The sequence below is a fragment of the Lentzea indica genome (assembly GCF_012184385.1).
Lineage (GTDB): Bacteria > Actinomycetota > Actinomycetes > Mycobacteriales > Pseudonocardiaceae > Lentzea > Lentzea indica.
In genome coordinates, this window is sequence record NZ_VSRL01000098.1 from 16605 (window position 1) to 29590 (window position 12986).

Below are 12986 nucleotides of genomic sequence, written 5' to 3' on the forward strand. Positions count from 1 at the left end.
GGAAAATGTTGAGTTATGTCTGATTAGCCCTGGCAGTTCGGAGCCTGCTGATACGCCTCGGCCAGCACCGGCTCCGCGTTCCGCAGCTCGCCGAGCCCAGGTCCCTCCGGCTTCCACGTCGCGGCGTCGGCACCGGCCAGGACCATCGGTGCGTCGATGCTCTGGGCGGGGAACCTCTGCGCGTTGTCGAGGTACTCCTGCAGCTTCGGCACGAGCTCGGTCAGGCCCTTGCGGTGCCCTGCGACCAGCTCGTCACCGCGGGGGATCGGCGACGGCCCGACGCCGTCGTAGGCGGTCTTGGCCTTCGTGTACATGTCGCGCAGCTCGGTCAGGTACGCGATCACGGCCGGCCGGTCGGCCTCGGTCGGCTGCTGGCCCTGGGCGAACTTCGGGGCTTTGAGCGCGATGACGGCGCTGACCGTGCGCATCGGCTTGTCCGCGGCGCACACCTGGTCGACCCACCCGACCACGGCGGCCTTGTCCGGAGCGGCGGGAGGAGTGACCTGCGGCGGCGAGGAACATCCCGCCGCCGCGATCACGAGCAGACAGATCAGGTTCCGATGCACCCGATCAGACAACCAGACTGAGCAGTGCGGCGACCACGAAACCGACCACCGAGAGGATGGTCTCCAGGACGGTCCACGACTGCAGCGTCTCCTTCACCGACAGCCCGAAGTAGCGGGACACGATCCAGAACCCGCCGTCGTTGACGTGCGAGGCGATGATCGAACCGGCCGCGATGGACATGACCACCAGCGCCAGCTGCGGCTGCGAGTAGTTCAGGTCCGCCAGCACCGGTGCCACGATGCCCGCGGTCGTCACGATCGCGACCGTCGCCGAGCCCTGCGCGATGCGGATGACACAGCTGATCACGTACGACAGCGCGATCACCGGCAGGCCGAGCCCCGAAAGTTCGCCGGCGAGCGTCTTGCCGATGCCCGTCGCGGCCAGCACGGCACCGAAGAAGCCACCGGCGCCGACCACGAGCAGGATCATCGCGACCGGCTTCAGCGACAGGCTGGACAGCTCCGCGATCTTCTCCCGCGTCATACCGCGCCGGAAACCCAGCAGCCAGAACGCGAGCAGCACCGAGATCGTCAGCGCCACCGCGGGTGTGCCGAAGAACGTGGCGATCGAGTACGGCCGCGAGCCCTTCTGCAACAGGATCGAGCCGAACGTGCCCGCCAGGATCAGCACCAGTGGCAGGCCGATGATCGAGAGCACCAGCCCGAGCGACGGCGCGTCCTTCGAGCCGTTCTCCGACCTGGCCTTCTCGGCGGCGGCGAGCATCTCCTCCGGCACGGGAACGTTGATCCGCTTGCCGATCCAGTACGAGTACAGGACACCGCCGACGAACCACGACGGGATCGCCACCGCGAGACCCATGATGATGATCCAGCCGAGCGACACGTGCAGCAGACCGGCCGCCGCCACCGGTCCTGGGTGAGGTGGCATGAACGCGTGCATGACCGAAAGACCTGCCAGCAAAGGCATGCTGAAGAGCACGATCGACTTGCCGCTGCGCTGGGCCGCCACGTAGACCAGCGGCGCGAGCACGAAGATGCCGATGTCGAAGAAGACCGGCACACCGAAGATCAGGCCGGCGAGGCCGATCGCGACCGGCGCGCGCTTCTCGCCGAACGCCTGCATCAGCTTGTCCATCAGGACCTGCGCGCCGCCGGACGCCTCGAGCATCGCGCCCAGCAACGTGCCGAGACCGATGATCGCGGCGATGTGCCCGAGAATGCCGCCGAAGCCCTTCTCCAGCAACGAGTCCGAGGCCTTCTGGGCCGAACCGACCAGCGTTTCCGTCGGCAGGCCCGCGGCCAGGGCGACCCCCAGCGCGACCACGATCAGCGCGATGAACGGCTCTACCTTGAACCTGATGATGAGGAGGAGAAGCACCGCGATGCTGACTACGGCGAGGGTCAGCAGACCCGGTGTCGTGTGTTGCAACCAATCGATCACGGGCGGCTCCTGAGTGAATGGCCTGGCAATGCGCCGGTGGCGGTTCCGTCGTCGATCACCGTCACCCCGTTGCAGAACACGTACGGGATGCCGGCGGCCTGCTGCCGGGGCTGGTCGAACGTCGCCGTGTCGGCGATCGTCGCGGCGTCGAACAGCACCAGGTCTGCCGCGTAGCCCTCGCGGACCAGACCCCGGTCGGTGAGCCGCAAACGCTTGGCGGCCCGGCCGGTGAGGTGCTCGACGCACTCCTCCAGGCTCAGCACGCCCAGCTCGCGGACGTAGCGCGCGAAGTAGCGGGGAAACGTCCCCCACGCGCGCGGGTGCGGCCGGTCGCCGACGAGCAGCCCGTCGCTGCCGCCGGTGTGCGCCGGATGCTTCATGATCGCCTGCACGTTCTCCTCGTGGCCCACGTGCATGAGGCACGAGGTGCCCATGCGTTCGTCGACCAGCACGTCGAAGTACAGGTCAGCGGGCGCACGTCCCATGCGGGCGGCCGACTGGAGAACGCTCGCGCCGACCAGGTGCGTGTTGCGGTCGTTGCGCACGCCGTTTATCTCGATGGAGTCCCAGTCGACAGGCACGCCGTGGCACCCGTCCGACCCGGTCTCCTCGATCTCGGCGCGGATGCGCTCGCGGGTGTCCACATCGGACAACCGCGCCAGGGCTCTCTCCGGCCCGCCCTCGGTCGCCCACGACGGAAGCAGCGCCGACAGGTAGGTCGCGCCAGGCAGATAGGGATAGGTGTCGAGCGAGATGTCGGCGCCACCGGCGATCGCGTCGTCGAGCAACTGGAGCAGCTCGGGCGCTTTGCCCTTGTTGACCGGGAAGTTCATCGTCGCGTGCGCGAGATGCAGTGCGCAGCCGGAACGCTTGGAGACGTCCACCATCTCGGCGTACGCCTCCAACGCGCCGGCGCCGTAGCTGCGGTGGTGCGGGCTGTAGAACCCGCCGTGCTGCCCCACGACCTCGCACAGCTGCACGAGCTCGGACGTGTCCGCGTACATGCCCGGCGTGTAGGTGAGCCCGGACGACATGCCCATTGCGCCTTCGGCAAGCGATTGCGCGAGAACGGACTTCATGTTGTCCATTTCGGACTCCGTCGGCGGCCGGTCGTCCCAGCCGACCACCAGCATCCTGAGCGTCCCCTGCGGCACCAGGTACGCGGCGTTCACCGCGATGCCCCGGTCGAGCCGGTCGAGGTACTCGCCGACCGAGCGCCAGTTCCAGTCGAAGCCGGGTGGGTCGTCGTTCCACCCGGCGAGCTGGCCGCGCAGCGTCGCGAGCACCTCGTCGTTGACCGGCGCGTACGACAGTCCGTCCTGTCCGAGCACCTCGGTCGTGACGCCCTGCGAGACCTTCGCCAGGTGGTCAGGTTCGGCGAGCACCCGCAGGTCGGAGTGCGAGTGCATGTCGATGAACCCCGGCGCGAGCACCAGCCCGTCCGCGTCGATCGACCGCGTGCCCGTGAGTCCGTGACCGATCGACGAAATGACGCCGTCCTTGATACCCACATCCGCTCGATAGGCGGGTGTGCCCGTGCCGTCGGCGATCAGTGGTCCACGCAGCACGACGTCGTCCATCGGTGCACTCCGATCAGAAGTAGGTGCGAATCAGGTCGACCACGGTCGTGCCCCGCACGACCGGGATGAGCTGCCACTTGTCGAACACCGTGCAGGGGTGGGACAGGCCGAGCCCGACCCAGTCGCCGACCCTGACCGTGGCCTCGGCGCCGAGCTGGAGGAACGCGTGCTGGTCGTTCAACGCGGTGACCTTCGCCTGAGTCAGCGGGGCGATCGCACCGTCACGGCGGCGCAGCAGCTGCGGCTCCGGCAGGCCCTCGTCGAACGACGCATCGCGCTTGCCGATCGTCAGCAACGCCAGGTCGCGCTGCGGTCGTGACGTCACCTGGGCCCACGCGCGCAGAGCTGAGCGGAACGGCTCCACGCCATCGATCCGCGCGAACGGCGAGATCCCGCGGTAGAAGCCGTCGTCGTGCGTGATGTAGGCACCGCTGCGCAGCACCGGGTTCACCGGCACCGGCCAAGGCTGGGCCAGCGTCGCCGCCACCTGGTCGAAGTACGCGCTGCCGCCGGCGGTGACGATCACCTCGTCCAGCTCGTCGAGCATCCCGGCGTCGGCCATGCGCAGCACCAGCGTGCGCAGGTCGGCGAGATATCGGTCCACAATGGACTGCGACGACTCGGAGGCGTCGTGCGCCAGCGCGCCCTCGTAACCGCTGACACCCGCCAGCCGCAGCAACGGGCTCTGGTCGATCGCACGCGCCACGGCCAGCGCCGTCTCCAGGTCGCGCGCACCGGTCCGTCCACCGGGAGCGCCCAGTTCGACCAGCACGTCGATCGGGCGGGACGGCTGAAGCTCGTGCAGCGTCTCACTCATCAGCGCGACACCGGCCTCGGAGTCGGCCCAGCAGCTGAACTCGAAGCGCGAGTCGTGGTCCAACTCGGCGACCAGCCAGCGCAGCGCTGCGGGGTCGAGCAGTTGGTTCGCCAGCAGGATCCTGCTGACGCCGAACGCCCGGTACACCCGCAGCTGCGACGCGTTGGCGGCGGTCATGCCCCAGACGCCGTGCTCGACCTGCCGCTGGAAGAGCTGCGGCGCCATCGTCGTCTTGCCGTGCGGCGCCAGCTTGACGCCGTGGTTGTCACACCACTTGGACATCGTCGTCAGGTTGTGCGTCAACGCGTCCGCGTCCAGCACGACGAGAGGGCCGACGAACTCGTCGGCGAAGAGGTCCAGCCGCTGGTCGGCGACCTCGCCGATGGTCGAACCGAACGTGCTCGACGGCAGGCCCTTGAACCGCCAGCTGATCCGTTCGGAACGGATGTCGGCGACGGTCGAGAGGTCCATCTCCATCAGTTGTTGCATATTTTGCAACTCCCATTGCGCGATGTGATGCTGGAGTGTGTAGCATTCGGGTGCGCCGCCGTCAACGAACACCTCTGGAGCACGCATGCGGTTCGAACACGTCGGCGGTGTCGTGTGTCTCGGCGAGACCATGGTGATGATGGTTCCGGCTGAGCCCGGTCCCGTGCATCTGGTGCGCACCTGGCACCGTGCCGTCGGTGGCGCCGAGTCCAACGTCGCCTGCCACCTCGCGCGCCTCGGCGTGCGGTCGCCGTGGGTCAGCGCGGTCGGCGACGACTCGTTCGGGCTGGCTGTGCTCGACACGGTCGGCCGCTTCGGCGTGGACGTGTCGGGGGTGCGGATCGACGCGACCCGCCCGACCGGCCTCTACGTCAAGGAGGCCTCGCCCCACGGCAGTCCGGTGCGCTACTACCGGAGCGGTTCGGCGGCGTCGGGCATGGGGCCCGAGATGATCGACCACCTCGACCTCGGCACCGTGAAGCTGGTGCACCTCAGTGGGATCACACCCGCTCTCTCCGACTCGTGCCTCGCGCTGATGCGTGAACTGCTGCGCCAGCCGCGGCGCGGGTTCCGGATCTCCTTCGACCTGAACTGGCGGCCCGCGCTGTGGGCCGACCGCGACCCGCGCGTGCTGCGGGAGCTCGCGGACATGGCGGACGTGGTCCTGGCGGGCGCGGACGAGGCGGAACTCGTGTGGGGGACCGGTGATCCGGCCAGGCTGCGTCAGTTGCTGCCCGGTCCGGCGTCGCTGGTGGTGAAGCACGGCCCGGATGGCGCGACCCTGCTCGAAGGCGGCTCGTCGTACTTCGAACCGGCGCTGAAGGTCGAGGTCGTGGAGCCGGTCGGGGCCGGTGACGCGTTCGCGGCGGGGTTCCTCGCGGCGACCCTCGCGGGGGAGGCGCCGCCGGTCCGGTTGCGCGCCGGGCACCTGCAGGCTGCCTCCGCTTTGCTCACCGCGGAGGACGTCGGCGATCCTTTGCCGGACGACGTGACAGAACCGCTGCTGCGCGCCGACCCGCAGACCTGGGCGTCCGCCCGCCTGGAGGTGTAGATGAGCCAGAGCCTGGACCGCGCGCTCACGCTGGTGAGCCAGCTCGCGACGGGACCGAAGACGCTGGACGAACTGTCCGGCGTGATCGGCGTGCACAAGTCGACGACGCTGCGGTTGCTGCGGACGCTGGAGTCGCACCGGTTCGTGCAGCGCGACGGCGTGCACCACTACCGCCTCGGCACCGCGTTGTTCGACCTCGCCAACCGCGCCCTGGAGGAACGCGACGTCCGGCGAGCGGCCGAGCCCGCGTTGCGCGACCTCAACGCCCGTCTGGGGCACACCGTCCACCTCGCGTCCTATGAGGACGGTGAGGTGATCTACATCGACAAGTACGAGTCGAGACACCAGATGCGCATGTACTCGCGCATCGGCCGCCGTGCGCCGTTGCACTGCACGGCCGTGGCGAAGATCCTGCTGGCCGACCTGCCCGCTCCCGCGTTGCAGAAAGTGCTGGCGGGGATGGAGTTCCCGCGTCTGACGGCGAACACCATCATCGGCCCGACGGCGTACCTGGCGGAGCTGGAGCGTGTGCGCGCCAGCGGTTACGCCGTCGACAACGCCGAGCACGAGGACTTCATCCACTGCATCGCCGCTCCCATCAAGGGCGCGCGGGGTGAGGTGCTCGCCGCGGTCTCGATGTCGGTGCCCAAGGTGCTGCTCGACTTCGACGGCCTGATGTCCCACCTGCCCGACCTGCTCGCCACCGCTGAGGCGGCTTCTGTTGAGTGCGGTTACGTGCCCAGATAGGGATCGAACACAGCTAAGGGGAAATTCGTTGTCCAAGGTTGAGATCAAGACCGCCGACGCACCGCAGCCGGTGGCCCGTTTCTCGCAGGGTGTGCGCAAGGGCAACATCCTGCAGGTGGCCGGCCAGGTCGCGTTCGATCCTTCGTCGGGCGAGATCGTCGGCACCACGGTGGCCGAGCAGACGCGCCAGACGTTCGCGAACCTCCACGCGGTGCTGAAGGCCGGTGGCGCGTCCATCGACGACGTGGTGATGATCCGCGTCTACCTCACCGACACCGCGCACTTTGCCGAGCTGAACGAGGTTTACGGCGAGTTCGTGACGGACCCGGCGCCCGCCCGCACGACCGTTTACGTCGGACTGCCCGCCGGTCTGCTGGTGGAGATCGACGCACTGGCCGTCGTCGACTGACCGGCACCTGCCGGTGGGACACGACGTGCGGGTTGTGGCCGTCCGGTGCTTTGCTGATGGCGTGCCTCCACTTGGGGGCACGCCTTTCGCAGTTGGAGGACACGGTTGATATCGGAGAAGGCCAACTTCCGGATGCGGGCGGCGCTGCACGCGATCAGGCCCGGCGAGCCCGCACTGCCGCCTGAGCTCGCCGCGATCGTGCAGGACGGACCCGACCGCGACCTTCGAGGTGACGACCTGGCCGAACTGCTGGGCGTGTCGATGGTTTACGCGCGGGCGTGCCTCATGGCCGCCGCTCGTCCGGCCACCGCGTTGTTCTCCATCTCCGAGCCGCACGACGACGTGATTCCGGTGACCACGAACGTGACCTTCGTGGCATCCACGCCGGTCGGGTTCGAGGACCACGAGCAGCCGTTGATGGTGCTGAGCACCGAGCCCGCCGAGTTCCTGTACCCCTGCGACGACGACCAGTTGCGGATCATGGCCGACACAGCTGATGCCCTGCGAGAACTCGGTCTGTCGCGGGAGGAGGCGATCGCGAAGGTGAACGCGTTCTGGGCTGTGCCGGCCAAGCGTTATCCGTTGCTGTACGGCGGGTGGATCGGGCAGCAGGACGGCGCGGGATGGGCGCGGGCGATGCTGGATCGCGCAGAGGTGATCATCGACGGCTGATGGGGCACGTGGCAGCATCCGCCTTATGAAGTGGTACGCGGACAGACCGGTCAGGCTCACGCGTCAGCTGATCGCCGACCTCCTCGCTGTCGGCTGGGTGGCGCTCTGGATCTGGGTGGCGACCACCGCCCACGACTGGGTGCTCGGGCTCAGAGCACCGGGTGACGGGCTCGTCAACGCGGGCGGCGACATCCGTGACGTCTTCACCAACGCCGCCAGCAAGGCCAGGGGTGTGCCGCTGGTCGGTGACGACCTGTCAGGGGCGCTGGGCAACGGCACCAAGGCCGGCGAGACGCTCATCGGGGTGGGCAACACGCAGATCGGCGTCGTCCAGGACACCGCGTTCTGGCTCGCCGTCGCCCTGATCGTGATCCCCGTGCTGTTCCTGTTGATCACCTGGTTTCCGTTGCGGCTGAGGTACGCGCGCAAGGCAGGCAACACCGTCAAACTCCGCGACAAACCCGATCTGCTCGCCCTGAGAGCGCTTACCAGCCTGTCTCCGAGGGAACTGGCGAAGTTCCCCACCGACCCGGCGGTGGGCTGGCGCACCGGGGACACCGACGTCATCGAAGAGCTCGCAGGCAGGCAGCTCGCGGCCATGGGGGTGCGGGCATGATCGCCTTGGCGGTGATCGCCGCCGTGGTGGCGATGTGCGCGTTGGCCGTGTCGTTGTGGCAGGCCCGCGAAGCGAAGAACGCCCAGGAAGCCGCCGGCCAGGCTCAAGAGGCCGCGACCAGGGCCCAGGAGGAGGCGAGCGCCGCGCGCAAGGCCGTCGAGCAGGCCACCTCCAGCGCTCTTCAGGCGAAGACGGCGACGGAGGAAGCGAAGAAGGCCGCGGTACAAGCCGAGGAAGCGGCCACGGCGTCACGGATGCTGGCCGACGAGGCGCAGCTCACGGCCCAGCAGGCGACGGCACAGGTCAACGAGCTCACGGAGGTGCTCGCCGCCGAAAGGCAGCGCAGGGGCATGCCGACGTTCGCGATCACGCCCGGCGCACCCGACGAGTTCCGGCTCAGCTACTTCGGCGGGCCCGCGGTCATCGAGCAGCTCACGGTGTCCGTGGTGCCGGGAAGCAGGGTGCTCGGGCTCTCCCAGCACGACGAGCCCCCTGCCGAGCACCTCGACGTGGGCCCGCTCCACAACGGCTCCGCCATCACGTTCAGGGCGGCCACCGGGCAGCGTGCCTCGGCGGTGTTCCAGATCAAGGCGGAGCCGTGGGAGCCCGTCGTCGTCAGAGCGGATCAGTAGACCGGGCCGGTGTACTTCTCGCCGGGACCCTGGCCAGGCTCGTCCGGCACGGCGGACGCCTCGCGGAACGCGCGCTGCACCGACTGCAGGCCGTCCTTCAGCGGCGCGGCGTGCGGGCCGAGGTACTCGGAGGTCGCCGTGACCAGGCCGGCCAGGCCGGTGATCAGGCGGCGGGCCTCGTCGAGGTCGCGGCGCGGGGAGTTGTCGGGGTCGGGGTCGGCGAGGCCGAGGCGTTCCGCGGAGGCGGACAGCAGCATCACGGCCGCCCGGCTGATCACCTCGATGCTGGGGACGTCGCCGAGGTCGCGGATGCCGTCGTCAACACTGTCTTCTAGCGGATCGGTCACGCCCGACATTCAAGCAAGCCGACATCACACGGCCGCGATTCGGGGGTTGACAAGAGCGTCTGCTACTATTTCGGACGCGACCAGCCCTCGTTAGTGCGGGGGCGGCAAGTGGAGCCCCGCTCCCACCCGCGCCCACCGCGTACACAGGTGGCCGGGTCCGGTCCTCCTGACACAGGGCACACGGGTGCCCTCCGTCCAGGATTGCGATCGGTCGGAAGCGGGCCCCTTCGTCGGCAACGGCGAACGGGGCTCTTGTCTTTTGGCGCAAACGAGTCGCAAAGGACGTGAATGACAAGTCCCTCGAACCGAGGTGCTCCCGTCAGCACCGAGCCGCGCATCAACGACCGCATTCGGGTGCCGGAGGTCCGCCTTGTCGGGCCGAATGGTGAGCAGGTCGGGATCGTTCGCATCGAGGACGCGCTCCGACTCGCGCAGGAAGCGGATCTGGACCTCGTCGAGGTCGCCGCGCAGGCTCGACCCCCGGTCTGCAAGCTCATGGACTACGGCAAGTTCAAGTACGAGACGGCGCAGAAGGCCCGCGAGTCTCGTCGGAACCAGCAGCTGACCGTGATCAAGGAGCAGAAGCTCCGGCCGAAGATCGACCCGCACGACTACCTGACCAAGAAGGGCCACGTGGCCCGCTTCCTGTCGCACGGGAACAAGGTCAAGGTGACCATCATGTTCCGCGGCCGCGAGCAGTCGCGCCCGGAGCTCGGTTACCGGTTGCTTCAGAAGCTGGCGGAGGACGTCGCGGAGCTGGGCTTCGTCGAGTCCAACCCCAAGCAGGACGGCCGCAACATGATCATGGTGTTGGCGCCGCACAAGAACATCAAGGCGCGTCCGGTCAAGCAGGACCAGGACGACGACGCCGCCGAAGGTGACGTCGCGTCCGAGTAGGACGCATGGCCGCCCCCGACCCGGTGGGTAGCACGAGACGAGGACGGAAATGCCGAAGAACAAGACGCACAGCGGGACCTCGAAGCGTTTCAAGGTCACGGGCAGCGGCAAGATCCTCCGGGAAAAGGCCGGCAAGCGCCACATCCTGGAGAAGAAGTCCAGCAAGGTGACGCGTCGCATGAGCGGCACCGCGGTCGTGTCGGAGCACGACGCGCCGCGCATCAAGAAGCTGCTCGGTCTCTGACCCGCTTCGACACCCCCTAGCAACTCGGGGCGCAGCGCCGAATTCCCGGCAACTTCGCCCCCATGAGATCGACAGGATGGACCCGTGGCACGCGTCAAGCGGGCAGTGAATGCCCAGAAGAAGCGTCGTACCACCCTTGAGCTGGCCAGCGGCTACCGCGGTCAGCGCTCGAGGCTGTACCGCAAGGCCAAGGAGCAGGTGCTCCACTCGCTCAACTACGCGTACCGCGACAGGCGTGCGCGCAAGGGCGACTTCCGCAAGCTGTGGATCCAGCGCATCAACGCCGCTGCCCGCGCGAACGGCATGACCTACAACCGTCTCATCCAGGGCCTGCGGCTCGGGGGTGTCGAGGTCGACCGCAAGATCCTCGCGGACCTCGCCGTCACCGACGCCAACGCCTTCACCGCTCTCGTGGAGATCGCCCGTGGCGCGCTCCCGGCCGACGTGAACGCTCCGGCCGGGGACAAGGCCTGAGCCAGCACGCACGCCGACAACGACCCGAGGCAGATCCGTTCACGGAACGGACACCTCGGGTCGTTGCTGCTCGCCACCTGACCCGCCGCCAGGGCCGTGACAAGGCAGGCCGCTTCCTCGTCGAGGGCGCCCAGGCCGTGCGCGAAGCACTCGCCTGGCAGGGTGGTGAGGTCCACGAGCTCTTCGTCACGGTGACGGCCGCGGAACGCAACGCCGAGCTGCTCCAGACCGCCGACCAGGCGGGCATCCGGATCAGCGAGGTCACCGACAAGGCCGCCGCCTCCCTGTCGGAAACCGTGACGCCTCAGGGCCTCATCGCGGTGTGCGACGCCGTGCCGCAGCCTCTCGAGAGTGCCCTGCAAGGCACCCCACGCCTCGTCGCCGTGCTCTACGGCGTCTCTGATCCCGGCAACGCGGGCACCGTTACGCGCGTGGCCGATGCGGCAGGCGCGGACGCGGTGATCTTCGCCGGCGACACGGTCGACCCGCACAACGGCAAGTGCGTGCGTGCCTCGACGGGCTCGCTGTTCCACGTGCCGATCGCGCGTTCCCGTGACGCCGCCGAGGTCTTCGCCGCGTGCCGCCAGGCAGGTCTGAAGCTCGTGGCCGCCGACGGCCACGCGAAGGACGACCTCGTCGAGGCCTCGGCCAAGGGTGAACTGACTCAGCCCACGGCGTGGGTGTTCGGCAGTGAGGCTCACGGTCTGCCCGACGACGTGGTGGCGAAGCTGGACACCTCGCTGAAGGTCCCGATGTACGGCGCCGCCGAGAGCCTGAACCTCGCGACGGCCGCCGCGGTGTGCCTATACGCCTCCGTACGGGATCAGCGGAATTTGAGCTGACGAGCGACGGGCGCGCGACTACTGTGCGCCCGTGCGCGAACCAGAGATCGAACTCCTGTGCTCCCAGCTCGCTTCCTACTACGTCTTCCCGGAGACGGCCGACGAGATCGCGAAAGTCCTGCGCACCCGCGTGGGCGAGGGCGCTTACTCCGATGTGGACGACCAGGAGTTCGCGGCGAGGGTCACTGCCGACCTGCAGAGCGTCAACGGTGACAAGCACCTCCGCCTGCTCTACAGCCACGACGAGGTGCCGGAGACCGGCGAGGAGTCGGCCTGGGATCCGGTGGCGTACAAGAAGGAAGCCGAGCTGGACGCGTTCGGCATCACCAAGGTCGAGCGCCTCAAGGGCAACGTCGGCCTGCTGAATCTCCGCCTGCTGCACGACGCCGAGATCGCCACGCCGGCCTTCATCGCGGCCATGAACCTGATCGCCCACACCGACGCGTTGATCATCGACCTGCGCGAGAACGGCGGCGGCGACCCCAACACGGTGGCCCTGATCTGCAGCTACCTGTTCGACGAGCGCGTGCATCTCAACGACATCTACAACCGCCCGGACGACACGACCGAGCAGTTTTGGACCCTGCCGCACGTGTCTGGCCCGAAGTTCGGCGGCGAGAAGCCGATCTTCGTCCTCACCAGCAGCCGCACGTTCTCCGGAGCGGAAGAGCTGAGCTACAACCTGCAGCAGAACAAGCGCGCCACGCTGATCGGCGAGACCACGAAGGGCGGCGCCCACCCCGGCGGCCGCTACCGCGTCGGTCCGCACCTCAAGTCGTCGGTCCCCAACGGCCGCGCGATCAACCCGGTCTCCGGCACCAACTGGGAGGCGGTGGGTGTCGTCCCGGACGTCGCGGTGCCCGCGGACGAGGCGTTCGACGTCGCCTACAAGAAGGCCCTCGAACACGTTCTGACGCTCGGTGACGACGGCCCCCGCCGCACGATCGCGGAGGCCGCCACCGAAGCCCTCAACGCCTAGTCGAGCCGGGCGGTCAGTTCACGGACCAGCGGATCGGTGCCGGAGGGCTTGTTCTGGCGCCGCAACGCCTCCGACAGCACCGACAGCACGTTCCCGACCTGGACGTCGTCGGGCAGCAGCGATGCCGCCCGGCGGGCCTCGGCCTCCGCGCCCTCGGGATCGTCGGCGCCCAGCAGCACGTGCGCCGCGCGCAGCACGACGAACACCCGCCAGCTCTCGTCC

Annotated in this window: 17 protein-coding genes; 11 read left to right on the forward strand and 6 right to left on the reverse strand. The window is 68.6% G+C overall.

The window, feature by feature from the left end; genetic code table 11:
• Window positions 1-23: 23 nt before the first annotated feature.
• Genes FXN61_RS25280 through FXN61_RS25295 form a run of 4 tightly spaced genes read right to left on the reverse strand, consistent with a single transcriptional unit; the run spans window position 24 to window position 4836 of the window.
• A complete protein-coding gene (locus FXN61_RS25280) occupies window positions 24-566 on the reverse strand; it encodes a hypothetical protein (RefSeq protein ID WP_167976526.1) in 543 nt (180 codons plus the stop codon).
• A gap of 4 nt (window positions 567-570) precedes the next feature.
• On the reverse strand, window positions 571-1968 hold the full coding sequence (locus FXN61_RS25285; protein WP_167976527.1) for a GntP family permease: 1398 nt from the start codon (window positions 1966-1968) through the stop codon (window positions 571-573).
• Entirely contained in the window at window positions 1965-3548 is a 1584-nt protein-coding gene (locus tag FXN61_RS25290) for an N-acyl-D-amino-acid deacylase family protein (RefSeq protein WP_167976528.1), read from the reverse strand. The genes FXN61_RS25285 and FXN61_RS25290 overlap by 4 nt, the downstream gene beginning before the upstream one ends.
• A gap of 13 nt (window positions 3549-3561) precedes the next feature.
• Complete coding sequence (locus tag FXN61_RS25295) at window positions 3562-4836, reverse strand: amino acid deaminase (RefSeq protein WP_376770729.1); 1275 nt, start codon at window positions 4834-4836, stop codon at window positions 3562-3564.
• Window positions 4837-4939: 103 nt separating this feature from the next.
• Here FXN61_RS25295 and FXN61_RS25300 point away from each other — a divergent pair, with 103 nt between their 5' ends.
• The 6 genes from FXN61_RS25300 (at window position 4940) to FXN61_RS25325 (ending at window position 8981) form a co-directional block, all read left to right on the forward strand.
• Window positions 4940-5905 (forward strand): sugar kinase, encoded by a 966-nt coding sequence (locus FXN61_RS25300; protein WP_167976530.1) that lies wholly within the window; start codon window positions 4940-4942, stop codon window positions 5903-5905.
• On the forward strand, window positions 5906-6652 hold the full coding sequence (locus tag FXN61_RS25305; protein ID WP_167976531.1) for an IclR family transcriptional regulator: 747 nt from the start codon (window positions 5906-5908) through the stop codon (window positions 6650-6652). It begins immediately after the preceding gene.
• Window positions 6653-6680: 28 nt separating this feature from the next.
• Window positions 6681-7061 (forward strand): RidA family protein, encoded by a 381-nt coding sequence (locus FXN61_RS25310; RefSeq protein WP_167976532.1) that lies wholly within the window; start codon window positions 6681-6683, stop codon window positions 7059-7061.
• Window positions 7062-7166: 105 nt separating this feature from the next.
• A complete protein-coding gene (locus FXN61_RS25315) occupies window positions 7167-7733 on the forward strand; it encodes a hypothetical protein (protein ID WP_167976533.1) in 567 nt (188 codons plus the stop codon).
• A gap of 25 nt (window positions 7734-7758) precedes the next feature.
• On the forward strand, window positions 7759-8349 hold the full coding sequence (locus FXN61_RS25320; RefSeq protein WP_167976534.1) for a hypothetical protein: 591 nt from the start codon (window positions 7759-7761) through the stop codon (window positions 8347-8349).
• Complete coding sequence (locus FXN61_RS25325) at window positions 8346-8981, forward strand: hypothetical protein (RefSeq protein WP_167976535.1); 636 nt, start codon at window positions 8346-8348, stop codon at window positions 8979-8981. Before FXN61_RS25320 ends, FXN61_RS25325 begins: the two co-directional genes overlap by 4 nt.
• Here FXN61_RS25325 and FXN61_RS25330 read toward each other — a convergent pair.
• A complete protein-coding gene (locus FXN61_RS25330) occupies window positions 8975-9328 on the reverse strand; it encodes a DUF1844 domain-containing protein (protein WP_376770728.1) in 354 nt (117 codons plus the stop codon). The two genes, FXN61_RS25325 and FXN61_RS25330, sit on opposite strands and share 7 nt — an antisense overlap.
• Before the next feature lie 288 nt (window positions 9329-9616).
• On the opposite strand from FXN61_RS25330, the gene infC reads away from it, so the two are divergent.
• The 5 genes from infC (at window position 9617) to FXN61_RS25355 (ending at window position 12764) form a co-directional block, all read left to right on the forward strand.
• Window positions 9617-10225 carry a translation initiation factor IF-3 gene (gene infC / locus FXN61_RS25335; protein ID WP_167976537.1) on the forward strand — a complete coding sequence of 203 codons (609 nt, stop codon included), beginning with the start codon at window positions 9617-9619 and terminating at the stop codon, window positions 10223-10225.
• A 49-nt stretch (window positions 10226-10274) separates the two neighbouring features.
• Complete coding sequence (gene rpmI, locus FXN61_RS25340; protein ID WP_030481724.1) at window positions 10275-10469, forward strand: 50S ribosomal protein L35; 195 nt, start codon at window positions 10275-10277, stop codon at window positions 10467-10469.
• Window positions 10470-10553: 84 nt separating this feature from the next.
• Window positions 10554-10943, forward strand: coding sequence for a 50S ribosomal protein L20 (gene rplT / locus FXN61_RS25345; protein WP_167976538.1), 390 nt, complete (start codon window positions 10554-10556; stop codon window positions 10941-10943).
• Window positions 10940-11785: a TrmH family RNA methyltransferase gene (locus tag FXN61_RS25350; RefSeq protein WP_167976542.1), complete on the forward strand. Its 846-nt coding sequence runs from the start codon at window positions 10940-10942 to the stop codon at window positions 11783-11785. Before rplT ends, FXN61_RS25350 begins: the two co-directional genes overlap by 4 nt.
• Window positions 11786-11816: 31 nt before the next feature.
• Window positions 11817-12764, forward strand: a complete 948-nt coding sequence (locus FXN61_RS25355) for a S41 family peptidase (protein WP_167976539.1) — start codon at window positions 11817-11819, stop codon at window positions 12762-12764.
• Here the strand turns inward: FXN61_RS25355 and FXN61_RS25360 are convergent.
• A partial coding sequence (locus FXN61_RS25360; protein ID WP_167976540.1) for a hypothetical protein occupies window positions 12761-12986 on the reverse strand: 226 nt, incomplete at its 5' end. The two genes, FXN61_RS25355 and FXN61_RS25360, sit on opposite strands and share 4 nt — an antisense overlap.